The sequence below is a fragment of the Curtobacterium sp. PhB78 genome, from assembly GCF_003751685.1.
Classification (GTDB): Bacteria; Actinomycetota; Actinomycetes; order Actinomycetales; family Microbacteriaceae; genus Curtobacterium.
Genome location: NZ_RKIA01000004.1, coordinates 313,109 through 339,188 on the forward strand (window position 1 = coordinate 313,109; position 26,080 = coordinate 339,188).

At 72.3% G+C, this 26,080-nt stretch carries 22 protein-coding genes; 12 read left to right on the forward strand and 10 right to left on the reverse strand.

Translation table 11 applies throughout. From position 1 onward, the window contains the following. Positions 1-127 precede the first annotated feature (127 nt). From EDF53_RS11300 to EDF53_RS11310, 3 genes are all read right to left on the reverse strand, one after another. A complete protein-coding gene (locus EDF53_RS11300; protein WP_111085559.1) occupies positions 128-709 on the reverse strand; it encodes a PadR family transcriptional regulator in 582 nt (193 codons plus the stop codon). Next, complete coding sequence (locus EDF53_RS11305; protein WP_123293663.1) at positions 706-1,581, reverse strand: DUF4097 family beta strand repeat-containing protein; 876 nt, start codon at positions 1,579-1,581, stop codon at positions 706-708. The genes EDF53_RS11300 and EDF53_RS11305 overlap by 4 nt, the downstream gene beginning before the upstream one ends. Positions 1,582-1,715: 134 nt before the next feature. Beyond that, a complete protein-coding gene (locus EDF53_RS11310; RefSeq protein WP_123293664.1) occupies positions 1,716-2,369 on the reverse strand; it encodes a YitT family protein in 654 nt (217 codons plus the stop codon). Between the two features lie 61 nt (positions 2,370-2,430). On the opposite strand from EDF53_RS11310, the gene EDF53_RS11315 reads away from it, so the two are divergent. The 3 genes from EDF53_RS11315 (at position 2,431) to EDF53_RS11325 (ending at position 7,994) form a co-directional block, all read left to right on the forward strand. Continuing rightward, a complete protein-coding gene (locus tag EDF53_RS11315) occupies positions 2,431-3,882 on the forward strand; it encodes a PLP-dependent aminotransferase family protein (protein WP_123293665.1) in 1,452 nt (483 codons plus the stop codon). 94 nt (positions 3,883-3,976) lie between these two features. Beyond that, entirely contained in the window at positions 3,977-4,663 is a 687-nt protein-coding gene (locus EDF53_RS11320; protein ID WP_123293666.1) for a DUF6518 family protein, read from the forward strand. Between the two features lie 76 nt (positions 4,664-4,739). Continuing rightward, positions 4,740-7,994, forward strand: coding sequence for an efflux RND transporter permease subunit (locus EDF53_RS11325; RefSeq protein ID WP_123293667.1), 3,255 nt, complete (start codon positions 4,740-4,742; stop codon positions 7,992-7,994). Here the strand turns inward: EDF53_RS11325 and EDF53_RS11330 are convergent. Together EDF53_RS11330 and EDF53_RS11335 are read right to left on the reverse strand one after the other, a co-directional pair. Then, the gene (locus tag EDF53_RS11330; RefSeq protein ID WP_123293668.1) at positions 7,991-8,278 is read right to left on the reverse strand and encodes a hypothetical protein; all 288 of its coding nucleotides are present in this window, start codon (positions 8,276-8,278) and stop codon (positions 7,991-7,993) included. The genes EDF53_RS11325 and EDF53_RS11330 overlap by 4 nt on opposite strands. A gap of 302 nt (positions 8,279-8,580) precedes the next feature. Further along, a complete protein-coding gene (locus EDF53_RS11335; RefSeq protein WP_111085552.1) occupies positions 8,581-9,591 on the reverse strand; it encodes an alpha/beta hydrolase in 1,011 nt (336 codons plus the stop codon). Positions 9,592-9,764: 173 nt separating this feature from the next. Here EDF53_RS11335 and EDF53_RS11340 point away from each other — a divergent pair, with 173 nt between their 5' ends. Both EDF53_RS11340 and EDF53_RS11345 read left to right on the forward strand, forming a co-directional pair. Continuing rightward, a complete protein-coding gene (locus tag EDF53_RS11340) occupies positions 9,765-10,619 on the forward strand; it encodes a PPK2 family polyphosphate kinase (RefSeq protein WP_260215471.1) in 855 nt (284 codons plus the stop codon). 268 nt (positions 10,620-10,887) lie between these two features. Then, entirely contained in the window at positions 10,888-12,918 is a 2,031-nt protein-coding gene (locus tag EDF53_RS11345; protein WP_123293669.1) for a DEAD/DEAH box helicase, read from the forward strand. Between the two features lie 144 nt (positions 12,919-13,062). Here EDF53_RS11345 and EDF53_RS11350 read toward each other — a convergent pair whose 3' ends face one another. Next, positions 13,063-13,572 (reverse strand): mycothiol transferase, encoded by a 510-nt coding sequence (locus EDF53_RS11350; protein WP_123293670.1) that lies wholly within the window; start codon positions 13,570-13,572, stop codon positions 13,063-13,065. A 60-nt stretch (positions 13,573-13,632) separates the two neighbouring features. Further along, on the reverse strand, positions 13,633-14,175 hold the full coding sequence (locus tag EDF53_RS11355; protein WP_123293671.1) for a MarR family winged helix-turn-helix transcriptional regulator: 543 nt from the start codon (positions 14,173-14,175) through the stop codon (positions 13,633-13,635). Between the two features lie 202 nt (positions 14,176-14,377). On the opposite strand from EDF53_RS11355, the gene EDF53_RS11360 reads away from it, so the two are divergent. From EDF53_RS11360 to EDF53_RS11375, 4 genes are all read left to right on the forward strand, one after another. Continuing rightward, entirely contained in the window at positions 14,378-14,977 is a 600-nt protein-coding gene (locus tag EDF53_RS11360) for a hypothetical protein (RefSeq protein WP_123293672.1), read from the forward strand. A gap of 104 nt (positions 14,978-15,081) precedes the next feature. Next, entirely contained in the window at positions 15,082-16,269 is a 1,188-nt protein-coding gene (locus tag EDF53_RS11365; protein WP_123293673.1) for a S24/S26 family peptidase, read from the forward strand. Positions 16,270-16,330: 61 nt separating this feature from the next. Beyond that, entirely contained in the window at positions 16,331-17,494 is a 1,164-nt protein-coding gene (locus EDF53_RS11370) for an exonuclease SbcCD subunit D (RefSeq protein ID WP_123293674.1), read from the forward strand. Continuing rightward, positions 17,494-20,469 carry an AAA family ATPase gene (locus EDF53_RS11375; RefSeq protein ID WP_123293675.1) on the forward strand — a complete coding sequence of 992 codons (2,976 nt, stop codon included), beginning with the start codon at positions 17,494-17,496 and terminating at the stop codon, positions 20,467-20,469. The genes EDF53_RS11370 and EDF53_RS11375 overlap by 1 nt, the downstream gene beginning before the upstream one ends. A gap of 45 nt (positions 20,470-20,514) precedes the next feature. On the opposite strand, the gene EDF53_RS19365 is transcribed toward EDF53_RS11375, so the two are convergent. Together EDF53_RS19365 and EDF53_RS11380 are read right to left on the reverse strand one after the other, a co-directional pair. Next, entirely contained in the window at positions 20,515-20,691 is a 177-nt protein-coding gene (locus tag EDF53_RS19365; RefSeq protein WP_159573240.1) for a hypothetical protein, read from the reverse strand. Further along, a complete protein-coding gene (locus EDF53_RS11380) occupies positions 20,688-21,500 on the reverse strand; it encodes a class E sortase (RefSeq protein ID WP_260215475.1) in 813 nt (270 codons plus the stop codon). Before EDF53_RS11380 ends, EDF53_RS19365 begins: the two co-directional genes overlap by 4 nt. A gap of 93 nt (positions 21,501-21,593) precedes the next feature. Here EDF53_RS11380 and EDF53_RS11385 point away from each other — a divergent pair, with 93 nt between their 5' ends. Further along, the gene (locus EDF53_RS11385; protein WP_123293676.1) at positions 21,594-22,022 is read left to right on the forward strand and encodes a GNAT family acetyltransferase; all 429 of its coding nucleotides are present in this window, start codon (positions 21,594-21,596) and stop codon (positions 22,020-22,022) included. A 9-nt stretch (positions 22,023-22,031) separates the two neighbouring features. Here the strand turns inward: EDF53_RS11385 and EDF53_RS11390 are convergent, their stop codons facing one another. Next, positions 22,032-22,961 carry an EamA family transporter gene (locus tag EDF53_RS11390; protein WP_123293677.1) on the reverse strand — a complete coding sequence of 310 codons (930 nt, stop codon included), beginning with the start codon at positions 22,959-22,961 and terminating at the stop codon, positions 22,032-22,034. 36 nt (positions 22,962-22,997) lie between these two features. Between EDF53_RS11390 and EDF53_RS11395 the strand changes: the two genes are divergently transcribed. Both EDF53_RS11395 and recQ read left to right on the forward strand, forming a co-directional pair. Beyond that, on the forward strand, positions 22,998-24,131 hold the full coding sequence (locus EDF53_RS11395) for a CPBP family intramembrane glutamic endopeptidase (RefSeq protein WP_148058332.1): 1,134 nt from the start codon (positions 22,998-23,000) through the stop codon (positions 24,129-24,131). Positions 24,132-24,140: 9 nt separating this feature from the next. Further along, positions 24,141-25,994, forward strand: coding sequence for a DNA helicase RecQ (recQ, locus tag EDF53_RS11400; protein WP_123293679.1), 1,854 nt, complete (start codon positions 24,141-24,143; stop codon positions 25,992-25,994). Positions 25,995-26,080: the final 86 nt, after the last annotated feature.

A 26,080-nucleotide genomic window follows, 5' to 3' on the forward strand; every position in this document is an offset into this window, starting at 1 on the left:
CACGACACCACGGATCGGCGTGGTGCTGTGTCCGGAACCTGGTTCCGTGGGTGGGGCTGTGCGGGGTGGGGCGGTGCGACGGGCGGCCGGGAGGCACGGGTCGCGACCGCCTGTCGGCCGCGGGCCGTCAGAGCGACTTTCGCAGGGCCTCCAGGCCGTCACGCAGGCGCGTCACGGTGTCCGCACGGAGCGTGCCGCGGGTCGCACGTCGGCGCAGGTCCGCGCGGACCTGCTGCCGGAACGACGACAGTGCCATCTCGAGCTCGCGCAGGGCGCGGGCGCTCTCCGACGGCACCGAGACGGGGTCCTCGTGGGAACCGGTGCCGGGGCTCTCCGCCGAGGCGGCGAGGTCTGCACGGAGGGAGCGCATCGCCTCGCCGACCGAGGCGCGGACGCCGTCGGCCAGGGACTTCACCGAGTCGGCGACCCCGGACTCGACCGCGGCGATCTCGTCGGCACGGGCCGCGAGTTCGGTGCGGCCGGCCTCGGTGATCGCGTAGACGGTCTTGCGGCCGTCGGCGGTCTTCGAGACGAGGCCCTCTTCCTCGAGCTTCGCGAGCCGCGGGTACACGGTGCCGGCGCTCGGCACGTAGGTACCGCCGAACCGGTCGCCGAGGGCCTGGATGAGCTCGTAGCCGTGCATCGGGTGGTCCGCCAGCAGCACGAGCAGGTACAGGCGGAGGTGGCCGTGGGCGAAGACGGGGCTCATTCGGGCGCCTCGCCGTCGTTGGTCGGCACCGTCGGCGGCACCGGGGCGGTCGGGGGTGCGGTCGGCTCGGCGGCGACCGGCGGGGCGTGCAGCACCGCGATGTCGCCGGAGACCGAGTTCACGCGCAGGTCGAGCCACTGGCCAGCCAGCTCGCCACCCTGCTTGACGTACGAGCCGCGCACACCGCGGATCTCGGAGTCGTCGAACTGGAGCTTGCCGGACGCCGTGCTGACGGTGCACTGGTAGGCGACACCGTCCTCGAGCCGGACGCTCACGCCACCGGAGACCGTGTTGACGCGCGCCGACTCCGGCACGCCGTGCAGGTCGAGCACGACGTCGGCCGAGACACCGTCCGCCTGGAACCGCGGGATCTCGCCCGTGGCCACGACGTCACCCGAGACCGTGTGGACCGTCAGGGCGCCGTCGAGCTCGCGGATGGTCGTCGCGCCCGAGACGGCGTTGACCGTGACGTCGCCGGCGACACCGTCGACGACGAGGTCGCCGGACACCGTGTTGAGCATCGCGCCTCGGTTCGTGCCGGACAGCAGCGCACCCGCCGACACGACGCCGAGGTGCACCGAGGCGTCGCGGGGGACCAGGATGCTGACGTCCGCGTGGGCCTTGCCGCGGAACGACTTGAGGAACCCGATGGGGTCGTCCCACCGGATCTGCGGGTGGTCGACGGTGAGCGTGTCGCCGTCGACCTCGATCTTCAGCTGCTTGCCGGAAACGCTGTGGACCTCGACCCGTGCGGTGGGTTCGTCGTGTGCCACGACGTCCACCTGACCACCCACGAGTCCGACACGGAGTGTGCGGACGATGCCGGTGTCGATGACCTTGGGCTCGTCGACGAGCCACTTCTCCTGCGTCATGTTGATTCCTCCAACTCGCGATGTATCGCGTCTGTGGAGGTCACGCTATATCGCGAGTCGACGAGGCGCAAGGGTGCCGGGCAGATGGTGAGCAGAAATGGTCGGGTGGGGCCCTGCGACCCGACCATTCCTGCTCACGAAGCGTGCGCGACGGAGGTGGGACGGGCCTCCCGGACGACCCGGCGCTCGGGGCTCCACGGGAACCGGCGGAAGAACGGCATGAGCGGCTGCACCATCGGGCCGATCGCGAAGGCGGCGATGACGGTGCCGGCCCCGACGTTCCCGCCGAGGATCCAGCCGACGACGACGACGGACACCTCGACCAGGGTGCGCGCGAGCCAGAGCGGCCAGCCGAGGCGCTCGTGCAGCCCGACCATCAGGCCGTCACGGGCCCCGGTGCCGAACCCCGCGCCGATGTAGAACGCCGTCGCCACGGCGAGCAGCACCAGTCCCGCGACGAACAGGGCGATCCGGGCGAGTAGACCGGACGGCTCCGGCACGAGCCAGAGCACCAGGTCGGCGCTCGGCCCGATCGCCAGCGCGTTCAGCAGCGTGCCGATGCCCGGTTTCTGGCGCAGGGGGATCCAGAACAGCAGGATCACGCCGCTCGACACGACGGTGATGACGCCGAACGACCACGGCACCACGTTCTCGAGGCCCTGCGTCAGGACGGTCCACGACGAGACGCCGACGACCGCTCGGACCTGCAGCGCGGTGGAGGCGCCGTAGAGGAACAGGCCGACGAAGAGCTGGACGAAGCGGAACGTGAGGGCGGTGCTGCGGGACATGGGTTCATCGTCGATGCGGATTGGACTGCTGGTCGAGAGCCAATCGCGCTACCGTGGACCCATGACACCCGTGCTGCTGAGTGCCCGATCTGCTGCCCTGCTGCTCACCGACTGGCGCGACGGCACCGACGCCCCGGCGTACGAGGCCCTGTCCGACGCGATCCGTGTGCTCGTCATCGACGGCCGGGTCGCGCAGGGCGTGCGACTGCCGGCGGAGCGCGGACTCGCGACCGCGCTCGGCATCTCCCGCACGACCGTGGCGAACGCCTACGCCCGACTGCGGTCCGACGGGTTCGTCGTGTCGGTCCGTGGCTCCGGCAGCGTGGTCCACCTGCCCGCGTCCCTGATCGGTCGTCCCGACCCGGAACGGCTCGGTGGGGTGGTCGACGGCGAGCTCCTCGACCTGCGCAAGGCCGCGCTGCACTCGGCACCGGGGATGGCCGAGGCCGTCGAGCGGGCGGTGCGACACGTGCCCGCGGCGCTCGCCGGCATCGGGTACGACACCGTCGGCGACCCCGGGCTCCGCGCCGCCATCGCCGACCGGTACACCGAGCGCGGACTGCCGACCGACCCGTCCCAGGTGATCGTGACGATCGGCGCGCAGCACGCCATCGCGCTGCTCGCACGGGTGCTCGTCCGTCGCGGGGACGCCGTGCTCGTCGAATCCCCGACCTACCCGCACGCGCACGAGGCGTTCCGCGAGGCCGGCGGACGGCTCGTCGGCGTGCCCGTCGACGCGCGGACCGGGTGGGACGCCGCCGCGCTCGAGACGACGCTGCGCCGGACCGCCCCGGCCGTCGCCTACGTCATGCCCGAGCTGCACAACCCGACCGGAGCGACCATGTCCGTGTCGACCCGCCAGCTCCTGCTGTCCGTCGCGGCGTCGGTCGGCACGACGGTGGTCGCCGACGAGACGATGGGCGAGCTGCGGATCGACGGCGCGCCGTCGCTGCCGCTGGCGGCAGCGGACCCGTCGGGGGCGTCGGTCGTGATGATCGGGTCGGCCGACAAGGTGTTCTGGGGCGGCCTGCGGATCGGCTGGATCCGCGCCGCACCGGCGCTCCTGCAGCGGCTGCTCGCCGCCCGCCCGACGGGCGACCTCGGCACCCCCGTCCTCGACCAGCTGGTCGCGCGGGAGCTGGTCCCACGCACGGCGGCCGTCCTGGAGGCGCGGCGCGAGTACCTGCGACAGGGTCGCGACGACGTCGTGGGCGCGCTCAGGGCACGACTGCCGGAATGGGACGTCCCGTCGCCCGCAGGTGGGCTGACGACGTGGGTGGGCCTCGGGCGACCGGTGTCGAGTGCGCTCGTGCTGGCCGCGCGGTCCGAGGGCGTGGTGCTGGCGTCCGGCGGGGTGTTCGGCCCGGACGGCGGGTTCGAACGGTTCCTGCGGGTGCCGTTCACGATGGCGCCGGCGGACCGCGGCCGTCTGGTGGACGTGCTCGAACGGGCGTGGGCTCGGGTCGGTGGGGAGTCCGCCGGGGTGCGGGGGTCGCTCGCCGCCGTGGTGTGAGCAGTCGTGGGGTCATCCTCTGGGGTGATGGGCCGGGGTCGTTCTCGCTCCGTGGGGTGATGTGCGCGGCGGCGGACGACGCGATGCTGATGCCATGAACGCGACCCTGTCCGCCGGTGCTCCGGCCGCTGCTGCGTCCCCGTCGTCCGCGTCGCCGTCCGAGCCGTGCCCCGCGGTGCCGGCTCTGGTGCGCGTCACGATGGCCCTGAGCGGTGCGCTGCTCGCCGGTGTGCTGACCTCGTTCGGGCAGACCGTGCCCGCACTGTCGTCGGTCGCCAACTCGGCCGGCCCCTGGTTCCTGGTCGCCGTCGCGCTGTGCATCGGCGCCGGAGCCCGTGCCGGCCGGTTCGCCCTGCCGCTCGCGATGCTGCTCGGCGTCGTGCTGCTCGAACTCATGCACGTCGGCTACTGGGCCACGACGAACCTGCGCGGCTACCCGGACTTCCTGTCCGTCACCAACCTGTGGGTGCTCCTCGGCGTCCCCGCGGGGCTGCTCGCCGGTGCGGTCGCCGTGTTCGTCCGCTCCGGCGAGGCCCGCTGGCGTGCCGGAGCGTTCGGGGTCACCGCCGCGATCCTGATCGGCGAGGGGGTGCGGGCGCTGCTGCAGGTGGTGGCCACGACCGGCCCGGTGACGTGGGTGGTCGAGATCGTCGTCGGCATCCTCGTGCTCGTCGTCGGGGTGGCCACCGCCCGGTCGTCGGTCGGCCGCGTGATCGCCCTCGGCAGCGGCGTGCTCGGCACCGTCGGCGTGCTCGGCGCGTACCTGCTGCTCGGTGGCTGACTCGGTGGCTGACTCGACGGCTGACCCGACGGCCTGATGCGGACGCGCACGGGCTGCGGCTGCGAGGATCGATGACGTGCACCTCCTCTCGGTCTTCAGCCTCCGCAACCGGGCCCTCATCGCGCTCGTCACCATCGTCGTCGCGATCTTCGGCGGCATCGCGCTGTCGAACCTCAAGCAGGAGCTCATCCCGAGCGTCGAGTTCCCGCAGGTCGCGATCGTCAGCGCGTACCCGGGTGCCACGCCCGAGGTGGTGTCCAACGACGTCTCGACGAAGATCGAGCAGGGAATCCAGGCGGTCCCGGACCTCGAGTCGACCTCGGCGACCTCGTCCACCGGGCAGAGCATCGTGTCGGCCTCGTTCGACTACGGCTCCAACCTGGCCAGCGCCGAGGACAAGATCCAGACCGTCGTCAACGCACTCTCGTTGCCCGACTCCGTCCAGACCCAGATCGTGACCGGGTCGTTCGACGACCTGCCCGTCCTGCAGCTCGCGGTGTCGGCGAAGGGCGACCAGGAACAGCTCGTCGAACGGCTGAACGCCACCGCGGTGCCCGACCTCGAGAAGCTCGACGGGGTGCGGGCCGCCGACGTCTACGGCAACCCCGGTCGCCGCGTCGTCATCACCCCGGACCAGGACGACCTGGCAGCCCGGGGCCTCAGCGAGACGGCGATCTCGGACGCGCTCGACGACAACGGCACCCTGATCCCCGGCGGCACGATCACGCAGAGCGGTTCGACGCTCTCCGTGCAGACCGGCGAACGCATCGCCTCGGTCGCCGACATCGAGGACCTGCCGCTGACGGGCGGCACCTCGGCGACGACCCTCGGCGACGTCGCCGCCGTCGCCATCAAGGAGTCACCGCGCACCTCGATCAGCCGCGTGAACGGCGAACAGGCACTCACCATCGCGATCACGAAGACGCAGGAGGCGAACACCGTCGACGTCTCGGAGACCGTCCGTGACGCCCTGCCCGGCATCGAGGCGAAGATCGACGGCGACCCCCGGTTCACCGTCGTGTTCGACCAGGCGCCCTTCATCCAGCAGTCGATCGACTCCCTGGCCGAGGAAGGACTGCTCGGCCTGGCGTTCGCCGTCCTCGTGATCCTGCTGTTCCTGCTGTCGGTCCGGTCGACGATCGTCACCGCGATCTCGATCCCGACGTCGGTGCTCCTCGCCGCGATCGGCATGCTGGCCGCCGGCTACACGCTCAACATCATCACGCTCGCCGGCCTGACCATCGCGATCGGCCGTGTGGTCGACGACTCCATCGTCGTGATCGAGAACATCAAGCGGCACCTGCAACCCGGCGTCGACCGGCAACGGGCGGTGCTCGACGGCGTCCGCGAGGTCGCCGGCGCCGTGACCGCGTCGACCGTGACGACCGTGGTCGTGTTCCTGCCCGTCGCGTTCGTCGCCGAGCTCGTCGGCGAACTGTTCCGGCCGTTCGCCCTCACTGTGACGATGGCGCTGGTCGCCTCGCTGCTGGTCTCCCTGACCATCGTGCCGGTGCTGGCGTACTGGTTCCTGCGCGCGCCGAAGGGGCACAAGCACGCCGGGGCGGTGCAGCCGGCCGTGTCGGGGACCGACGCCGACGGGGCGGCGGGGGCCGTGCCTCCCGTCAGCTCTGCGACGGACGGTGCACTCGCGAGTGCGGCAGACCTGCACGACGCGTCCGCACCCGACCGGCTGCGCCGCGGCTACCAGCCGGTGCTCGGGTGGGCGCTCCGCGCACCGTGGGTGGTCCTCGTGCTCGCCGTGCTCGTGCTCGGAGGGACCGCAGCGGCGCTGCCCTTCGTCAAGACGAACTACCTCGGTGACTCCGGGCAGAACACCTTCACCGTCACGCAGGACCTCGAGCCCGGCACGAGCCTGGCGTCGCAGTCCGACGCGGCGCGCACCGTCGAGCGCCAGCTCCGCGCGGTCGACGGCGTCGAGACCGTCCAGACCACGATCGGCACGAGCGGCGAGTCGATCCAGGCCGCGTTCGGTGGCGGCGGCACGGCATCGGTGCAGTACTCGGTGACCACCGACGAGGGCGCCGACCAGACCCGGGTGCAGTCGGACACACGGAAGCGACTCGACGGGCTCAAGGACCAGGGCGAGCTCACCGTCGCGTCGTCGGGTGGTGGCTTCGGCGGCAGCAGCGACATCGAGGTCGACGTCAGCGCGCCGACCCAAGCGCAGCTCCGGACCGCCGCGTCGCAGGTGCTGCGCGAGATGCGGACGGTCGACGACACCACGGGGGCGACGAGCAACCTGTCCTCGGCCGAGCCGTACCTGGCCGTCCGGGTCGACCGCGAGAAGGCGGCCGCGCTCGGGCTGACCGAGACCCAGGTCGGCGGGATCGTCGCAGCCTCGGTGTCGCCGCGCGACACCGGGACGGTCGAGATCGACGACGCCTCGCTCGACGTCTACATCGCCGCACCCTCGCCGCCGAAGACCATCACGGCACTGCGCGCACTGTCTGTCCCGACCTCGACCGGCCCGGTGCCGCTGTCCGACGTCGCCACCGTCGAACGTGCCGAGGGACCGACGACCGTCACCACCTCGGACGCCGTCCGCACCGCGACGATCACCGTGACCCCCGACGCGTCGAACCTCGGCGCGGCGGTGCAGTCGGTGACCACGGCGGTCGACCAGCTCGACCTGCCCAAGGGTGCGTCCGCGTCGATCGGCGGCGTCGCCTCGAGCCAGACGTCGGCGTTCAGCCAGCTGCTGCTCGCCGCCCTGGTCGCGATCCTGATCGTCTACGTGGTGATGGTCGCGACGTTCCGGAGCCTGCTCCAGCCCCTGCTGCTGCTCGTCTCGGTGCCGTTCGCGGCGACGGGCGCGATCCTGCTGCAGATCGCGTCGGGCATCCCACTCGGAGTGGCGTCGCTCATCGGCGTGCTCATGCTCGTCGGCATCGTCGTGACGAACGCGATCGTCCTCATCGACCTGGTGAACCAGTACCGGCGGCGCGGGCTGCGGGTGCGCGAGGCCCTGGTCGAAGGGGCCACCCGACGACTCCGGCCGATCCTGATGACCGCACTGGCGACGATCTTCGCGCTCGTGCCGATGGCGATCGGGCTGACCGGCAAGTCCGGGTTCATCTCGCAGCCGCTCGCGCTCGTCGTGATCGGCGGGCTGGTGTCGTCGACGCTGCTGACCCTGGTGGTGCTGCCGGCGCTGTACTACGTGGTCGAGCGGGCACGCGAGCGCAACGCGGACCGGATCGCCGCGGGCAAGACCCGGAAGCAGGCGCGCGCTGAGCGACGCCAGGAACGCGCGGAGCATCGGGCGGAACGACAGCGGCGTCGAGCGGCGCGTTCCGACAGCGCGGCCTAGCGGCGGTACTCGGCGTCGATCGCGGCGAGGGGCGGAACGACGGCCCGCTCCTCGCGCTCGACGGCCCGGAACCACGACACGAGCACGCAGGTGAGCGTGACGAGGAAGACGATCCCGGCGCCCTGCGCGAACACAGCGAGGTGCCCGGTCGCAGCCGCGTACCCGCCGAAGGCCATGGTGGCGGCGAACGACAGCCCGAGCAGCAACTCCGCGGAGGTCTGCAGCGCAGAACGGTCCCAGCGGGTCGCGGCGGCGCGTGCAGGGCGGGTCGAGGTGTCGGTCACCCCGGAAGTCTGCGACGTGGCGCCGGTCGGCAGTAGTCCCGACTCCGGGTGCCACCCGCCCGGGGCACGCGGCAGTGCGGCTCCGCGAGCGCGCCCGCTCTGGCGTCTCTGCGAAAGCGACACTTCTCCGCCGAACATCGGCGGCACAACGTCGCTCTCGCGGCACGGACGGCCGCTCGTCGGCGAGAAGTGTCGCTTCGGCGGCACACAACCCGCCCGCGGCCGAACCCGCCCGCGGCCGAACCCGCCCGCGGCCGAACCCGCCCGCGGCCGAACCCGCGCGCGGCGCCCCCCGCAGCGCCTCAGCCCAGCTGGGTCCGGAAGAACGTCGCCACGCGGCGGCTCATCGCCTCGTCGAGCTGCGCGATCGAGTGCGCCGTCCCCTCGACCTGCACGAACGTGACCGGCACGTCGTGTGACCGGAGCGTCGCCGCGAACTCCTGCGACTCCCACAACGGGATGAACTCGTCCGTCGAGTGCCCGATGAAGAACGGCGCCGTGTCCGAGGTGACGTGGTACTCCGGCGACGCCCGGGTCGCCGCCGGACACTTCGCGTAGGTCCGGCAGCCGAGGTACAGCAGCTGCTTCCGCTGGAAGGACGCGGACACCCCGTCGGCCCGGGTCGAGCGCGACGTCAGGTTCGTGGGGCCGCTCAGGTCGACGACCGCACGGATCCGGTCGCCCTCGGCGTAGGCGGCAGACTCGTGGTCGGTCACCGCGAGCATCGCCGCCAGGTTGCCGCCCGCGCTCCCGCCGAACACCCCGACCCGCTGGGAGTCGACGTCGTACGTGGAGAGCGTCGTGGGTCGGAACACGTAGTCGAGCGCCCGTCGGACGTCGTCGAGACCGGCCGGGAACGGGTCGGTGGGCGCGAGCCGGTAGTCGACGTTGAACGTGACGAAGCCCTCGGACGCCAGGTACTTGCACACCGACCGGTAGGCGGCCGTGGCCTTGTCGCCGTGCGACCAGCTGCCGCCGTGGATCATCAGCACCGCGGGCCGACCGGTGCTGGCTGCGGCCTCGGCGGGGTCGGCCGTCGGGGTGGCGGACGGCGTCGCCGTGGGGGTCGCGGTCGTCTCCGGGGCGCTGTCGGCCGGCAGGCAGACGTCGAGTCGCTGCAGCGGAGCCGTGCCGTACGGCACATCCGCGACCACGTCGATGCCGTGGTACTGCAGGGACAGCGGGTAGATGACGCTGTCCGCGGTGACCGTCGCGTTCTCGTCACCGACGGGGTCCGTACTGCAGGACGCGACCGCGCCGAGCGCCACGACCGCGGCGACGAGCGCGAGCACTGTGCGGCGGCCGGACTTCATCGGTTCCACGGTAGCCGCACCCGAGGCCGGCCACGTCACCCCAGCGGAGGAACCCCGACCGCGCAACCGACCGCGCACCCGACCGCGCACTCGACCGCGCACCCGACGGCGGAACCGCCACAGTGCCAGGATGAGAGCAGGGGGCACCCGCCGCCAGGACCGCAGGAGGACCCGTGAGCCGTCGCAAGGCCTGGAACGCCGATCCCGAACCACTGCTCCGCGTCGACCCGGGCTTCCGCCTCGACCAGGTCGACCCGGATGCGACGCCGGGCTTCCCCGGCCGCAAGATCGACGGGCTCGAAGCGCTCGCCGCGGGGGCGTCTCGCCTCGCCGCCCTGCAGGAGCGGCTGTACGCGGCGTCGACCGCCGGCGACCAGCGCCGGGTGCTGCTCGTCCTGCAGGCGATGGACACCGCCGGCAAGGGCGGCATCGTCTCGCACGTCGTCGGTGCGGTCGACCCCAACGGCGTGCGGTACGCGGGCTTCAAGGCCCCGACGGCCGAGGAGCGCGAGCACGACTTCCTCTGGCGCATCGAGCGGCAGCTCCCGAGTGCCGGGCAGCTCGGCGTCTTCGACCGCTCGCACTACGAGGACGTCCTCATCCAGCGCATCCGGGCGTTCGCGGCGCCGGACGAGATCGAACGACGCTACGGCGTGATCACCGAGTTCGAGGACCGCCTCACCGCCGAGGGCACCACGATCGTCAAGGTGATGCTGCACATCTCGAAGGACGAGCAGCGCGAACGCCTCGGCGAGCGACTGGACCGCCCCGACAAGCACTGGAAGTTCAACCCGGGCGACATTGACGAGCGCCTGCTGTGGGACCGCTACCAGGACGCGTACCAGATCGTGTTCGACCGGACCTCGACCCCGCAGGCGCCCTGGTACGTCGTGCCGGCGAACCGCAAGTGGTACGCCCGCCTGGCGGTGCAGCAGCTCCTGCTCCGGGCCCTCGAGGACATGCAGCTCTCGTGGCCGAAGGCGGACTTCGACGTGGCCGAGCAACGACAGCGGCTCGCCGAGTCCTGACCGACGGGCCGGCCGGGAGGCACGGGCCGGGTCCGGCTCGCGGCCGTCCGTCGACGACGGGGCTGGCATCAGAGCGCGGGGTCGCGTAGACTCGTTCGGTCGGCCTTCGACGCCGTGACATCGTGATCACGGGCTTTTTGTTGGGTGTGTGTTGCTCGAGGGCTGGAATCACGTCGAATCGCGACGGGATGAACCCCCTCTCCGCAAGCAGCCCCCGCCGATGTCGCTGTCGGGCGCTGCGGTTCGTTGCGCACCCGAGAAAGCAGTCATGGCTCCGTACAACAAGGGCGCGGACAACCGCGCCTCCGATCGTCCCCGCCACCCGAACGGCACCCCCGCCGCACGCAGCAGCAAGCACCGCGGGTTCCGCGCCGCCGAGGCGACCGCGCCGCGCCAGAAGCAGCGCTGGGACGCCGAGGAGCGTCGCGGCCGCTCGGCGCAGGGCGAGCGCCCCGCGCGCCCGAACTGGGAGCCCCGTGACAGCGGCGGCCAGCGCCGCCCGGAGCGCGACGACCGCGGTGGTCGCGGCTTCAACCGTGACGACCGTGCTCCCCGTCGCTTCGATCGTGACGACCGCGCCCCGCGCAGCTTCAACCGTGACGATCGTGCGCCCCGTCGTGACCAGGACGACCGTCCCCGTCGCTTCGACCGCGATGACCGTGCTCCCCGTCGTTACAACGACGATCGTCCCCGTCGTTCGTTCGACCGCGATGACCGCGCCCCGCGCAGCTTCAACCGCGACGACCGTGCTCCGCGTCGTGACAACGACGACCGTCCTCGTCGTAGCTTCGACCGCGACGACCGTGCTCCGCGTCGTGACAACGACGACCGCCCGCGTCGTTCGTTCGACCGCGATGACCGCGCTCCGCGCAGCTTCAACCGCGACGACCGTGCGCCCCGTCGTGACAACGACGACCGCCCGCGTCGCAGCTTCGACCGCGATGACCGTGCCCCCCGTCGTGACAATGACGACCGTCCCCGTCGCAGCTTCGACCGCGACGATCGCAGCGCTCCCCGCCGCTCCTTCGACGAGCCCGAGCGCGGCAAGTTCGTCCCCGCCGACGACGTCAAGCTCGCGAAGCTCCAGGCCGAGTCCACCGTGGCGTCGGACGTCGAGGGCGTGACCTTCGGCGACCTCGGCATCGGCGGCAACATCTCCCGCGCCCTGCAGGAGCTCGGCGCGAGCAGCCCGTTCCCGATCCAGGCCGCGACGATCCCCGACGTGATCGCCGGCAAGGACGTCCTCGGCCGTGGCCGCACGGGCTCCGGCAAGACCATCGCGTTCGGCGCCCCGCTCGTCGAGAAGCTCATGGAGCACGGCGGCGGCACGAAGCGCAAGATGGGCCGCGCCCCGCGTGCGCTCATCCTCGCGCCGACCCGCGAGCTGGCCCTGCAGATCGACCGCACGGTGCAGCCGATCGCCCGCTCGGTGGGCCTCTTCACGACGCAGATCTACGGCGGCGTGCCGTACGGCCGTCAGGAGGGTGCGCTCGAGCGTGGCGTCGACATCATCGTCGGCACCCCTGGTCGTGTGCAGGACCTCATGAACAAGGGGAAGCTCGACCTCAGCGAGGTCGTCATCTCCGTGCTCGACGAGGCCGACCACATGTGCGACCTCGGGTTCCTCGAGCCGGTGCAGGAGATCCTCTCCGCCACCGCCGAGGTCACCCCGCAGGGCAACCGTGCACAGAAGCTGCTGTTCAGCGCGACGCTCGACACCCAGGTCGCGGCGCTCGTCGAGCAGTTCCTGCACGAGCCGAGCGTGCACGAGGTCGCGGGTGAGGACCAGGCGTCCTCGACCATCGACCACCGTGTCCTCGTGGTCGAGCAGCGCGAGAAGGACCGTGTCCTCGAGGAGCTCGTCGCCGGTGACGGCAAGACGATCGTCTTCGCCCGGACCCGTGCCTACGCCGAGCGCCTCGCCGACCAGTTCGAGGACGCCGGCATCCGTGCCACGTCGCTCCACGGCGACCTGAACCAGTCGCGCCGGACGCGGAACCTGCAGCTCCTGACGAGCGGCCGGGTGAACGTGCTCGTCGCCACCGACGTCGCCGCCCGTGGCATCCACGTCGACGACGTGTCGCTCGTCGTGCAGGCGGACGCCCCGGACGACTACAAGGCGTACATGCACCGCTCGGGTCGCACGGGTCGTGCCGGCAAGGAGGGCACCGTCGTGACCCTCGTCCCGCGTGGTCGCATCCGCAAGATCGAGGGCATCCTCGAGCGTGCCGAGATCGCGGCGGACCTCGTGCAGGCCGCCCCTGGTGACGGCATCGTGTCGGAGCTCGCCGCGCGCTAGTCGCGACCACACGCACGACGGGAGGCCCGTGGCGAGCTCGCCACGGGCCTCCCGTCCGTCACATGGTGAGCAGCAATGGTCGGGTCCCGAAATCGGACCCGACCATTTCTGCTCACGAAGCGAGCACGCCCACGCGCGACCGCGTCAGCGGTTGAAGAACAGCAACCCGCGCACGAAACCGGCCTGGCCGGCGTGCTGCGTGCAGTCGTCGAGGATGCTCACGAGCCGGGCACCGGCGGTGACGGGCGGGTCCCACGCGTCGTCGACCACGGGGTCGAGGTCGTCCGGGCCGAGCGTGCCGAGGTACGCGACGGTGCGGTCGTGGACGGCACGCAGGTACCCGGTGAGCAGCTCGGCCGAAGCACGCACGCGACCGACGTCGTCGCGGGACATGCCGTAGCCGAGGGCCTCGGCCGGGAACGGCAGGCCGAACCGCTCGTACCAGCCGTCGGCGGTCCACACCTGCGCGGTGCCGGCGAGGTCGGCGATCTGGACGTCCTGCCCACGGGCGGTGTGCCACGCGAGCCACGCCAGGGTGTTCGCCCCGGCGGCCGGACGCGCTGCGAGTTGGTCCTCGGACAGGCCGTCGACGGCACGTTCGACGGTCTCGGGGACGCGGGAGAACGCTTCGATCAGGACTTCGGACGGTGTCATGCGCACCACGCTACGCGCGCGCCCCGACACGCGAGGTCACGCAGATCGTCGCGCCGACCGTCACGCGGAGCGGGCTGCGGTCTCCGCGCGCGAGTGGCGGTCGAGGGCGTCGCCGAGCCCGGCGAACGCGGCGGCGAGGCGGACCCGGTCGGCGGGGGCGACGACCTCGCGGAAGGCGTCCGAGTACACGGCGCCGATCTGCCGGGCGACCTCGGCACCCGAGGCGGTGAGGTGCAGCAGGACGCTGCGACGGTCCTGCGGGTTCGGGCGGCGCTCGAGGTGTCCGCGCTGCTCGAGCCGGTCGACGAGCGAGGTCATGGCGCCTGTGGTGAGCTCGAGGTACTCGCCGGCCTGCTTCGGCGTGATCCCCTCGCCGTCGGCCGCGGCCAGGAAGAACACGAAGCGGGTGTCGGTGGCGTTCAGCCCGCGCACGATGCTCTCGTGGTGCAGGACGCGGGCGTGCTGTGTCTGGAGCAGGCGGAAGGCGGTGAGGAGCTTCGCGAGGTCGGTGTCCGAGTCCACGCGCTCCGGTACGGAGACGGTCGGCGACACGGGTGCGGGCGGCAGGGTGTCGGGCAGGACGGCCTGGGTGGTGTCCGTCATCGAAGCTCTTCTCGGCAGGGGGTGGGATGACTCAGTCAACAAGTATCTCACTCGTCAAGACACCCCCAGCACGGGGGTGGTTCCTTCGCTTGTGAGTTGCTCGGCGGAAAAGTAACTTGATCGTCGTAGCAAACACCACGGCTCCGACGCGACCAACCACCGCGACCACGGCGCCACCGTTTCCGGATCAGGAGCTCCCGCAATGTCTCGTGTCACCCCTCGCGCCGCCCGTCTCGCGGCCTGGATCGCCATCCCCGCCGCCCTCGTCGCCTCGGGTGTCGTCGTCTCGACCGCGTCCTACTCGGCGTTCTCGGCCACCACCGTCAACCCGACCAGCAACTGGACCGCCGGCAGCGTCGCCCTCACCGATGACGACAACAACACCGCGCTCTTCACCGCGACGGGCCTGAAGCCCGGCTCGACCGGCGCCAACTGCATCACGGTCACGTCGACCGGCTCGTTGGCCTCGACCGTGAAGCTGTACGGCACGAACCCGGCCACCACGAACAACCTCTCGGGCAACATCAACCTGCAGGTCGAGCAGGGTACCGGCGGTGGCTTCGGCTCCTGCACCGGCTTCACCCCGGCCGCGACCAGCGGAACGCTCTACAACGGCACCCTCGCCGCGTTCGGCACCGGCTCGACGAACTTCGCCACCGGCCTCGGCACCTGGGCCCCGACCGGCTCCGCGTCCGAGTCGCGCGTCTACCGCTTCACGTACACGGTCTCGAGCGCGGCGCCGAACACGGTGCAGGGCGGCACCGCGTCCCTCGGCCTCACCTGGGAGGCCCAGAACAGCTGAGCCGGGAGCCCTCCCCACCCGGTGACCGGGGCTCAGCCCGAGCCCGCCCCGGTCACCACCCCCGGTCACCACCCCCGAGAACGCGCCCCCGGTCGAAGGCAGTCATGAGCAGCATCGCAGTGCACGGTGGTCCCACACCGCACGCCGTGCTCCGTGACGTCGTCGACTGGGGGCGCGTCGTCGTCGGCACCGTCGCACGCGGTGTGGTCGCGACCCTCCTCGGCCTCGCCCTGTGGGCGGCCGCCCCCGCGCTGATCGGCTGGCAACCGACGACGGTGATGACCGGGTCGATGGAGCCGCGCCTCACGCCCGGGGACGTCGTCGTCTCGCGCCCGGTCGCGTCCGGCGAGGTCCGGACGGGCAAGATCCTGCTCGCGGACGACCCGGACCAGCCGGGTCACCTCCGCATGCACCGCTACGTCGAGGACGGCCCGGGCGGCACCCTGGTCACCAAGGGCGACGCGAACCCGCAGCAGGACTCCACACCGCTGGAACGCTCGGCCGTGCACGGGGTCGCCTTCCTGCGCATCCCGTTCGTCGGGGCGCCGATCTTGTGGCTCCGGCAGGGGGAATGGGTCAGGGTCGTCGTGCTCGCACTCGGCCTGACCGCGCTGCTGGCGCTCTGCACGGTCGACGGGTCGCTCCGCCGCCTCACGGCGATCGACGACGACGACGCCGACGGCTCGGACGGGGGCGACACCGCCCACGGGTCGGGTGACGGGCCGTCGGACGGTACCGATGCCGGACGGGAGGCGCGGGACGACGCCGCCACGCGCCTCCCGTCCGGCGGGACCACCGTCGTCACCCGTCGCTCGCTCCGGGTGCACGAGCGTCGCGTGCAGCGGCTGCGCCGCTTCGGCGGTGCGGCGGCGGTCCTCGTCATCGCGGGGAGCATCGGGGTGCTCGTGCCGGCGCAGGCGGTGGCCGTGCCGTGGTCGCGGACGACCGTGAACCCGGTGTCGAACTTCACGGCGGGCACGGCCACCGGTGTCCCCACGCTGACCTGCACGGCCGCGTCGTCGAGCACCGTGACGATCACCTGGACCTACACGGACCCCACCGTGCCGAACTCGTTCGACCTCATGAACGGGACGACCCAGCTCGCGACCGCCACGACCCCCGGACAGCGTTCGCTCGTCTACGGCGGTGCGGGCCTGCTCGACCTCGGCACGACCTACACGCTGAACCTCCGCACGAACCTCGGCAACAACTGGACCGCGACCAGCACGCCGACCGTCAAGGTGCGGGTCGTCTCGGTCCTCGGCCTGGCGTCGGCGAGCTGCGTGCCCTGAGTTCTCCACAGGCGGCGCGCGGCCGTCCGGCGATGTCCCCGGCCGGCGTTACCGTGTCCGCATGCGCATCCTGCACACCGGCGACTGGCACCTCGGCCGCACGCTGCTCGGTGCCGACCTCCTCGAGCACCAGGCGGCGTTCACCGACTGGCTCGTCGACCTCGTGCGGGACCGCTCCGTCGACCTCGTCGTGATCGCCGGTGACGTGTACGACCGGGCGATCCCGCCGATCGATGCGGTCCGCATGCTGTCCCGGGTGCTCGAACGCCTGGCCGAGACGGCGACCGTGGTGCTCACGCCCGGCAACCACGACTCCGCCGCACGCCTGGGCTTCGGCGCCGGTGTGATGGACCGCCGCGTCCGCATCCTCGCCGAACCCGCCCGGATCGCGGACCCGGTGCTCGTCGACGACGCCGACGGCCCGGTGGCGGTCTACGGCATCCCGTACCTGCACCCCGACCTCACCCGCTACGCACTCGCCGACGTGCCGGACGAGCCCCTCGCACGGTCGCACCACGCCGTCGTGCACGCCGCCACCGAGCGGATCCGGTCCGACCTCGCGCTGCGCGGCGGTACCCGCAGCGTCGTCGTCGCACACGCCTTCGTCGGCGGGGCGGACCCGAGCGACAGCGAGCAGGACATCCGTGTCGGCGGTGTCGACCGGGTGGCCGAATCGGTCTTCGACGGCTTCGACTACGTCGCCCTCGGGCACCTGCACGGCCCGCAGCGGGTCGGCGACGGCGGACGGATCCGGTACGCCGGCTCACCGCTGGCGTTCTCGTTCGGCGAGCGGCACCAGCAGAAGTCGGTGACCCTGGTCGACCTCGACGCGGCCGGTGCCGTCTCGGTCGAACTCGTGCCCGCTCCCGTGCCGCGCCGCCTGGTCGACGTCCGCGGGGGCATCGACGACATCGAGTCCGGGGTCTTCCGGGCCGACGCCGACGCGTGGGTGCGAGTGGCCGTGACCGACACGGTGCACCCGGAGCGCATGTACGCCCGGGTGAAGGACCACTTCCCGCACGCGCTGGCGATCACGCACGAACCCGCCGACCGCGGTCCGGCCTCGGTGGCCCGAGCGGTCACGGCGACGTCCGACCCGGTCGAGGTCGCAGCCGACTTCGTGGCCTTCGCCACCGGTGCCGCCCCGGACGACGACGAACACGCCGTCCTGACCGAGGCGTACGAGGCCGCGGTGCTGGCGCTGCAGCGCGAGGGGGACCGCTGATGTACCTGCACCGACTCGAACTCCGCGCCATCGGGCCCTACCCCGACCTGGTGTCCATCGACTTCGCAGCGCTCGCGGCCTCCGGGGTGTTCCTGCTCGAGGGGCCGACGGGCTCCGGCAAGTCGACCATCATCGACGCCGTCGTGTTCGCCCTGTACGGCGGGCTCGCCGGGTCCGACGCCAGCTCCGACCGCCTGCACAGCCAGCACGCCGACCCGGCGGTGGAGCCGTTCGTCGAACTCGTCTTCGAGACCAGCGCAGGGACCTACCGGGTCCGCCGCACCCCGCAGTACGACCGCCCGAAGCAGCGGGGGACCGGCACCGTCAAGCAGCAGGCGTCCGTGCAGCTGTTCCGTCTGGCGAACCCGTCCGACGTCGCCGGCGAACCGATGTCGTCACGCATCCCCGAGGTCGGCGTCGAGATCGGCCGCATCGTCGGGCTCGACCGCGCGCAGTTCCTGCAGACCGTCGTGCTGCCGCAGGGCGAGTTCGCACGGTTCCTGCGGTCCCCGGGCGAAGAGCGCCGCAAGCTCCTGCAGTCCCTGTTCGGCACGCAGGTCTACGACCGCACGGCCGACGAGCTCGCCGCGCGGCGCCGTGCCGTGCAGGCCGAGGTCGACGGTGCCGACGACCGCGTACGTGATGCCCTGAACCGCTTCGCCCAGGCCGCCGGTCTCGACGACGCCGACGAGACCGTCGTGCCGTCGACGGTGGCGTCGGTCCGTGCGGCCGCCGATGCCGCTGCCGCCGTCCGTGCTGCAGCAGCCGCGGCGGCGACCACCGCTGCCGAGCACGAACAGGCGGTCACGGCGCGTGCGACCGCCCTCGAACGACGCGCGGGGCTGCTCGTGCGACGGGCCGCGCTCGACGACGACGCCCCCGCCGTCGACGCCGCCCGGTCGGCCGTCGCCCTCGGCGAACGCGCTGCCCGGGTGACCGCCGTGGCCGACGGACTCGACGCCGAAGTCACGCGCGCCGACGAGACCACTGCGGCCGCCCGGTCGCTGCGTGACCGCCACGGGATCACCGCCGACGCCGACGCCGTCGTGCTGCGACGCGACGCCCTGGCCGACGACCTGTCGGCCGTCCGGCACCTCGTCGCGGTCGAGGACGGCGCCGCTGCCCGTCGGTCCGCCATCGCCGGGGCCACCGCGGACGCCGAGCAGATCGCCGAGCAGCTGCTCGAACGCGACGCCGCACTCGACGCCCGTCCCACCGAGCGGGCCCGCATCGTCGAGGCCGCACGCACCGCGGCCCGCACGGCAGCCGACTCGGACGCCGCCGCGCACGAGGTCACCCGGATCCGGTCCCTCCGAGCCGACCTCGTGGCGCGCGACCACGCAGCGCAACGGGTCGCCACGGCCGAGCAGTCCGTCGCTGCCGCGCGCCGGTCGGCGACCGAGGCCCTCGCGGCCGAGCGGGCACTCCGCGAACGCCGGATCGCCGGGCTCGCCGGAGAACTCGGCGCGGCGCTCACGACCGGCGACCCGTGCCCGGTCTGCGGGTCGACGGCGCACCCCTCGGTGGCGACCCCGCAGGACGACCACCCCACGACCGCGGCCGTCGACGCCGCCGGCGACGCCACTCGCCGAGCGGACCAGCACCTCGCCGACGCCGCGTCGGACCTGGCGGTCGAACGTGCCGAACACCAGCGGCTCGTCGACGTCGTCGGCGCGGTCGACACCGCCGCGCTCGACGCCCTGACCGCGGCCGCCGACGAACGGGTCCGGGCCGCGCACGACGCTGCCGCGCTCGTCCTGCAGCACGAGCGGCAGCGGGCGGAGCACGACACGACGACCGGACGGCTCCAGCGCGAGCGGAACGACCTCGACGCACGGCGGACCGTCCTGGTCTCGACCGCGCTGGCCGACGCCGAGCGGCTCGACACCGACCTCGGCACCGTGGCCGCGGCGCTCGAGCGGCTCGGAGCACTCCTCGATGAGCGTCCCGCGACGCTCCGGACAGCCGTCGAGCTCCTCGACGAGCGACTCGAGGCGTACCGCGCGGTCGTGCAGGCCGACGAACGGGTGGCCGCCGCGACCCGTGCCCGCGACGACCGCCGTACCGAGGTCGACCGGGTCCTCGACGACCAGGACTTCGCCGACGTCGCCGCAGCGCGGGCCGGACGGCTCGAACCCGACAGCACCGACCGGCTGCGGGCGCTGATCAGTGCGGCCGAGGCCGAGCGGGCCGTCGTCGTGGCCGGTCTGGCCGAACCCGCCGTGGTCGCCGCGGCGGACGACTCCGCGGAACGCCTCGACCTCGACGGCGCCCGGGCCGGACGCCAGCGCGCTGCCGCCGCACTCGACGAGGCCGCCGCGGTCACCGTCTCCGCGGCCGACCGTGCCGACGCGGTCGACCGGTGCGCGACCGAGGTCACCCGGGCGACTCGTGCCCGTGACGAGACGTCGGCACGCAGCCGCGCCGTGGTCCGGCTCGCCGACATCGCGAACGGGGTCACCGCGGCGAACCCGACGGGGATCACCCTGGGCACCTACGTGCTCATGCGCCGGTTCGAGGACGTCGTCGCCGCGGCCAACGACCGACTCCGGGCGATGCTCGCGGGGCGGTTCACGCTCGAGACCTCGGACGAGCGGGAGTCCGGGTCACGGGCACGCCGGACCGGCCTGGCACTCGCCGTGCACGACCACACCACCGACACCGTGCGGGACCCCCGCAGCCTGTCCGGCGGCGAGACGTTCACCGTGTCGCTGTGCCTGGCGCTCGGGCTGGCCGACGTCGTGCAAGCCGAGGCCGGTGGCGTCTCGCTCGGCACGCTCTTCGTCGACGAGGGGTTCGGCACGCTCGACCCGGAGACCCTCGACGACGTCATCGGGCAGTTGTCGCGACTGACCGCCGGTGGACGGCAGGTCGGCATCGTCAGCCACGTCGAGGAACTCAAGCAGCGGATCCCGGAGCGGATCGCCGTGCGTCGCACCGCGGCCGGCGGCTCGCAGGTGACGACAACGGTCTGACGCCGCCTGCCGTCCGGCGCCGGTCCTGGTTCCGGGTGTAACCCGTCACGGGGTCGGCGTGGACTCCACGGTGCCGTCCGGCGGCGGCAGGATGTCCGCTGCGATCCACGGGAACACCCACTGGAACAGGACGAACACGATCGCGGCGAGCAGCACGAGCAGCTCGAGCACCTTCAGGAACGTGGGGCCGGGCAGCAGCCGCCAGACCAGGGGGAAGATCACTTGGCCGTCTCCGAGAGTTCCTTCGGGGTGCCCTCGGACGCGGGCATCCAGTAGTCGAGCTTCGCGTGCGTGACGAACCGTTCGGCCGCCGACCACATCGGGTGGCACGCGGTCAGGGTCAGCCAGCGGTCCGACGGCGAGGGGTCGACTCCGGGCTTGTTCGGCACCGGCGCGATCGTCTCGACGTGGTCGGGCGTGACGATCTGGCTGTCGGTGACCTTGTAGACGTACCAGACGTCGAACTTCGTCTTCGCGTCGGTGACCCGCACGACGACGGAGTCGTCCTTCTTGAGCTCGGCGATCTGGTTGAGCGGCTTGCCGTAGGTCACGCGGTGGCCGGCGACGGCGAAGTTGCCGGGGGCCCCGGGCATCGCGGTGTCCTGGTAGTGCCCGAGCCCGATGGTGTTGAGGACCTTCTCACGGTCGGTGCCCTCGCCGATCGGCCGGTTGTAGTCCGTGCCGAAGCGGGGGATCTGCATCGTGCCGAACACGTCGGACAGGTCCGGCGGCTCCGCCAGCACGGGTGCGGTCCCACGGTGCTCGGTGCCGGCCCCGTCCGGGGTCTTCAGCTGGTCGAGCCCCTCGACGAGCTTCGACTGCTCGTTGACCGCCACGACGTCCGTCCACCAGGCGGTCCACACCACGTACAGCCCGGTGCCGGCACCCGCGATGATGAGCAGTTCGGCGATGAGCGAGACGATCGCGCCACCGACCGTCTGCCGTCGCCGGGGGGAACGGCGCCCGGACCGTCTACCGCCGTCGTCGTCCCGCGCGCTGCGGCGCGACGGGATGGTGTCGTGTGCGGTCACGGGGCTCCTGATCGGCTGGTCGGTCGGACAGGTCTATCAGATCACGACGACGGCCCGGTGACGACGTTCTCCACACCCCCGTAACGTGGGGGGATGGAGTACCGGATCCGCCCGTTCCGCGCCGACGACACCGACGCGGTCGTAGCCCTCTGGGAATCGTGCGGTCTCGTCCGCCCGTGGAACGACCCCCGCCGCGACATCGCGCGCAAGGCCACGGTCCAGCCCGAGCTCTTCCTGGTGGCGGAGTCGGAGGCCGGCGGGGTCGTCGCCGCGGGAATGGCCGGTTTCGACGGGCACCGCGGCTGGGTCAACTACCTCGCCGTGCAGCCGGACCTGCAGGGCTCCGGTCTCGGCCGGACGCTGATGGCCGAGTTCGAGCGGCTGCTCACCGACCTCGGCTGCCCGAAGCTCAACCTGCAGATCCGTGCCGGCAACGAGCGGGTGCTCGGTTTCTACGAGTCCCTCGGGTACTCCGACGACCGCACCGTGTCGCTCGGCAAGCGACTCATCCCCGACGTCTGAGTCGTCCGGTCACGCCAGGGCCAGGCCCACCGACGCGATGAACGCCAGCGCGATGCCGACCCACTGCGGCGCGGTCAACCGCTCCCGCAGCACCACCCCGGCCAGCACGACCGTGCCGATCGGGTAGAGCGCGTTGAGCACGCTCACGACGGGCAGGGTGCCTGGGTCGTCGCTCGCGTGCAGCCCCGCCTGGATGCACACGTTCGCAAGGGCGTCGAGGACGCCGCACGCCGCGACCGTCAGCAGCAGACGCGGCGGCCACCAGCGCCCTGGAGGCACGGCAGACCCCGCGACGCCGACCGAGGCTGCGGGGTCTGCCGCGCCTCCAGACCGCGCCCCGCGCCCGGCACGCACCGTCACCACGAGCGCCGCCGCACCCAGCAGCACCGTCTGCAGCACCCGCGCGACCACGAGCGGGTGGATGCCCGCGCCGGGTGGGGTCGCGTCGTACGCCAGCACGATCCCGCCGAACCCGCACCCGGCGACCGCGGCCGCGACGACCCCACGCACGGTGAGTCGTGCACCCGAGGTGTCCCGCACGGCCGCCACCAGCACCACCGCGACGACGGCCACGACCACCGCGGCGACGGCCAGCGGTGACAGGACGGTCCCACGGGCCACGGCCACCAGGACCGGGACGACGGCGGCGAACACCGCGGTCAGGGGTGACAGCACGCTCATCGGGCCGATCGCCAACGCGGCGTAGAGCAGCAGGACCCCGACCGCGCCGGACAGTCCGGCGACGGCGCCCCAGAGGGTGCCCGCCCACGACGGCGTCCCCCCGAGCACGGCCAGACCGATCAGCAGCGGCAGGATCCCGATCGCCGCGGCGACGGCGGTGACCGCCACCGGACGGATGCGCCGCGACGCGAGCCCGCCGAGGAAGTCGGCGAAACCGTAGACGACGGCTCCGGTCAGGCCGAACAGCACGGTGAGCACGGGTCCCATCCTGCCCGGCCCGGTAGCCTGCGGGGCGTGAGTGTTCCCTACCACCGCCTGCCCCGTGTCGACGCACGATGGAGGTGGTGGCGCCCGCTGGTCGCCCTTGCGTTCCTGGCGGGCTGGTACTTCGTTTCCCAGGTGGTCATCGCGGTGGCGTACTTCGTCCCGCTCGGCGTGACCCAGGGTCCGCAGGCGCTGATCGACTTGCAGAACGACCTGGCGGGCGGTGCGCTGGACCCGACCGATCCGCTCGTCCTGTCGTTGTCGCTCGTGTCGCTGGTCGTCCTGCTGCCGGGGATCCTGCTGGCGGTCAAGGTCGCTCGACTCGGACCGGGCGCCGTCCTGACGTCGACGCGCTTCCGGGTCCGGTGGGCCTGGACGGCGTGGTGCCTGCTGCCGACCCTCGTCATCGCCGTGGTCATGTTCGTGGTGCAGACCGGTCTCTTCTGGGACGGCGGGATGATCACGACCGACGGCGGCTTCGCGTGGAACCACGCCGCGATCGGGCAGTCGACGGTGTCCCTGGGCACCCTCACGCTCACGATCGTCCTGGTCGTCCTGCTCGTCCCGTTCCAGGGCGCAGCCGAGGAGTTCATCTTCCGCGGTTTCCTCATGCAGACGATCGCGTCGTGGATCCCGCGACGCACCGGCACGATCATCGCCGTGGCGGTGTCGACCGTCGTGTTCGCCCTGCTGCACATCCCGAACGGCTACAACGTCTGGGGCATCCTCGACGTCGGTTCGTTCGGCCTGATCGCGGCGATCATCGTGCTCCGCACCGGCGGCCTCGAGGCCACCGTGCTGCAGCACGCCTTCAACAACATCATGATCTTCGTGCTGCAGGCACCGGGGTGGTCGGGGATCGACCTGACCTCGTCCGACGCCAACGGCACGCCCATCGGATGGCTCGTCACCCTCGGGACGTCGCTCGCGTTCTGGGGCATGGTCGAGTTCCTGGCCTGGTGGCGGAAGCTCGATCGCACCTTCGCCGGACACCAGGCACCGCGGTTCCGCGGGACGCCGCCGGTCTGGGCGGGCGGCAAGCGGTGGTTCGGCCCGGCGGGCACGGGGTGGGCCGTCGCGCCGGCTCGTGCCGACGATGTCGACGCAGCCGTTGTGGACCGTGCCGCTGTGGACAGTGCCGTGGGTGTCGCCGGTCGCCCGTAGGCTCGTGGCATGAGCACCACGCCCGCGCCCGCCGCCGTGTCTGCCTCACGAGCCGCCGCGCTCGACGTCCTGCACCGTGTGTGGGGCTACGACGACTTCCGTGGCGAGCAGGCGGCGATCATCGACCAGGTGGTCGCCGGCGGTGACGCCCTGGTGCTCATGCCCACCGGCGGTGGCAAGTCGCTCTGCTACCAGGTGCCCGCGCTCGTACGCGACGGCGTCGGGGTCGTGGTGTCGCCGCTCATCGCGCTCATGCAGGACCAGGTCGACGCCCTCGCGGCGAACGGGGTGCGTGCCGCCTTCCTCAACTCGACGCAGGGGCCCGACGAGCGTGCCCGGGTCGAGCGCGCGGTCGTCCAGGGCGAGGTCGACATGCTCTACCTCGCGCCCGAGCGGCTCCGGCTCGAGTCCACGCGCGCGCTCCTCGACCGGGCGCGGGTGTCGCTGTTCGCCATCGACGAAGCGCACTGCGTCGCCCAGTGGGGCCACGACTTCCGGCCGGACTACCTCGAGCTGAGCGTCCTGCACGAGCGCTGGCCGACCGTGCCCCGGATCGCCCTCACGGCCACGGCGACCCCGCAGACCCACCAGGAGATCTCGGCGCGGCTCGGCCTCGACGACGCCGCACACTTCGTCGCCGACTTCGACCGCCCGAACATCCAGTACCGCATCGAACCGAAGACCGGCGCGCTGCAGCAGCTCCTCACCTTCATCCGCACCGAGCACAGCGGCGACTCGGGCATCGTCTACTGCCTGTCGCGCAAGTCGGTCGAGCGGACCGCCACCGCACTGGCCGAACAGGGCATCCAGGCGCTGCCGTACCACGCAGGGCTCGACGCCCGGGTGCGTGCGCGCAACCAGTCGACCTTCCTGCGCGAGGACGGCATCGTCATGGTCGCGACGATCGCCTTCGGCATGGGCATCGACAAGCCCGACGTCCGGTTCGTGGCGCACCTCGACCTGCCGAAGTCGGTCGAGGGGTACTACCAGGAGACCGGTCGTGCCGGACGCGACGGCCTGCCCTCGACCGCGTGGCTGGCGTACGGCCTGAACGACGTCGTGCAGCAGCGACGGATGATCGACCAGTCCGAGGGCGACGCCGCACACCGTCGGCAGCTCAGCGCTCACCTCGACGCCATGCTGAGCCTGTGCGAGACGATCGAGTGCCGCCGGGTGCGGCTCCTGGCGTACTTCGGGCAGCCGTCCACGGCCTGCGGCAACTGCGACACGTGCATCGCCCCGCCCGAGTCGTGGGACGGCACCGTGCCCGCGCAGAAGCTGCTGTCCACGGTCGTCCGGCTCGAGCGTGAGCGTGGTCAGCGGTACGGCGTCGCCCACCTCGTCGACATCCTGGTCGGCAAGCAGTCACCGCGGGTGCAGGAGCTGCAGCACGAGTCCCTGGCGACCTTCGGCATCGGTTCCGACCTGTCCGACGGCGAGTGGCGCGCTGTGGCCAGGCAGCTGCTCGCGCAGGGCTACGCCGCGGTCTCGGGCGACGGGTTCGGCACGGTCGTCCTCAGTCCGACGAGCGCCGAGGTCCTGACCGGCAATGTCCAGGTGCGGATGCGTCGCGACCCGGTGAAGGCGCCGCGGGCGAGCCGGTCGTCCCGCCGGACCGTCGTCACCGACATGCCCCAGCAGGCGGTCGGCCTGTTCGAGGCGCTCCGGGTCTGGCGTGCAGCCCAGGCGCGCGAGCAGGGTGTGCCGGCGTACGTGGTGTTCAACGACGCGACGCTCCGCGGCATCGCGGCGGTGCGTCCGTCCGACGTCGACCAGCTCGCCGAGATCTCCGGGGTCGGTGCCGCGAAGCTCGAGCGGTACGGCCGCGCGGTGCTCGACGTCGTCGCGTCGGAGGCCGACTGACCCCACGGTCGGACGTGCATGCCGCCGTGGGCATGTACTGCTCGCAGGCGTGATTACACTCGGGAGTTCGCCGTCACGACGAGGAG

What these genes read in the sequence shown, in the direction of transcription:
- EDF53_RS11300 (WP_111085559.1), bottom strand. Translation starts at nt 709, where the DNA reads ATGAGCCCCGTCTTCGCCCACGGCCACCTCCGCCTGTACCTGCTCGTG.
- EDF53_RS11375 (WP_123293675.1), top strand. Translation starts at nt 17,494, where the DNA reads ATGTACCTGCACCGACTCGAACTCCGCGCCATCGGGCCCTACCCCGAC.
- EDF53_RS11305 (WP_123293663.1), bottom strand. Translation starts at nt 1,581, where the DNA reads ATGACGCAGGAGAAGTGGCTCGTCGACGAGCCCAAGGTCATCGACACC.
- EDF53_RS11310 (WP_123293664.1), bottom strand. Translation starts at nt 2,369, where the DNA reads ATGTCCCGCAGCACCGCCCTCACGTTCCGCTTCGTCCAGCTCTTCGTC.
- EDF53_RS11335 (WP_111085552.1), bottom strand. Translation starts at nt 9,591, where the DNA reads ATGAAGTCCGGCCGCCGCACAGTGCTCGCGCTCGTCGCCGCGGTCGTG.
- EDF53_RS11360 (WP_123293672.1), top strand. Translation starts at nt 14,378, where the DNA reads ATGTCTCGTGTCACCCCTCGCGCCGCCCGTCTCGCGGCCTGGATCGCC.
- EDF53_RS11315 (WP_123293665.1), top strand. Translation starts at nt 2,431, where the DNA reads ATGACACCCGTGCTGCTGAGTGCCCGATCTGCTGCCCTGCTGCTCACC.
- EDF53_RS11370 (WP_123293674.1), top strand. Translation starts at nt 16,331, where the DNA reads ATGCGCATCCTGCACACCGGCGACTGGCACCTCGGCCGCACGCTGCTC.
- EDF53_RS11320 (WP_123293666.1), top strand. Translation starts at nt 3,977, where the DNA reads ATGAACGCGACCCTGTCCGCCGGTGCTCCGGCCGCTGCTGCGTCCCCG.
- EDF53_RS11385 (WP_123293676.1), top strand. Translation starts at nt 21,594, where the DNA reads ATGGAGTACCGGATCCGCCCGTTCCGCGCCGACGACACCGACGCGGTC.
- EDF53_RS11365 (WP_123293673.1), top strand. Translation starts at nt 15,082, where the DNA reads ATGAGCAGCATCGCAGTGCACGGTGGTCCCACACCGCACGCCGTGCTC.
- EDF53_RS11345 (WP_123293669.1), top strand. Translation starts at nt 10,888, where the DNA reads ATGGCTCCGTACAACAAGGGCGCGGACAACCGCGCCTCCGATCGTCCC.
- recQ (WP_123293679.1), top strand. Translation starts at nt 24,141, where the DNA reads ATGAGCACCACGCCCGCGCCCGCCGCCGTGTCTGCCTCACGAGCCGCC.
- EDF53_RS11350 (WP_123293670.1), bottom strand. Translation starts at nt 13,572, where the DNA reads ATGACACCGTCCGAAGTCCTGATCGAAGCGTTCTCCCGCGTCCCCGAG.
- EDF53_RS11355 (WP_123293671.1), bottom strand. Translation starts at nt 14,175, where the DNA reads ATGACGGACACCACCCAGGCCGTCCTGCCCGACACCCTGCCGCCCGCA.